Origin of the sequence: Cobetia sp. SIMBA_158 (assembly GCF_046566945.1) — a bacterium.
Lineage (GTDB): Bacteria > Pseudomonadota > Gammaproteobacteria > Pseudomonadales > Halomonadaceae > Cobetia > Cobetia amphilecti.
In genome coordinates this window covers 1-229 of sequence record NZ_JAWJYL010001249.1, presented here as the reverse complement: position 1 = coordinate 229, position 229 = coordinate 1, and the positions used below count along the sequence as shown (strand labels likewise).

The following is a 229-nucleotide window of genomic DNA, read 5'->3' as shown; positions in this document are numbered from 1 at the left end:
AAGGCGAAACGCTCGTCGACCGCATCTATCACCTGGACCGCGGCTACGACCGCATGGAATCCAAACTGACCGCCGTCGGCGCGAACGTGCGCCGCCTCTCCGGGAGCCAAGCATGACCGCGCCGCTGACCCTCGCCCTGTCGAAGGGCCGGATTTTCGAGGAAACCCTGCCGCTGCTGGCCGCCGCCGGCGTGCAGGTGGCCGAGGATCCGGAAACGTCGCGCAAGCTG

1 pseudogene is annotated in these 229 nt (G+C 68.1%); it reads left to right on the top strand.

What is annotated here, in order from left to right:
- Positions 1-112 precede the first annotated feature (112 nt).
- Positions 113-229 (top strand): annotated as a pseudogene (gene hisG, locus R2R70_RS23715) (ATP phosphoribosyltransferase); the annotation flags it as partial.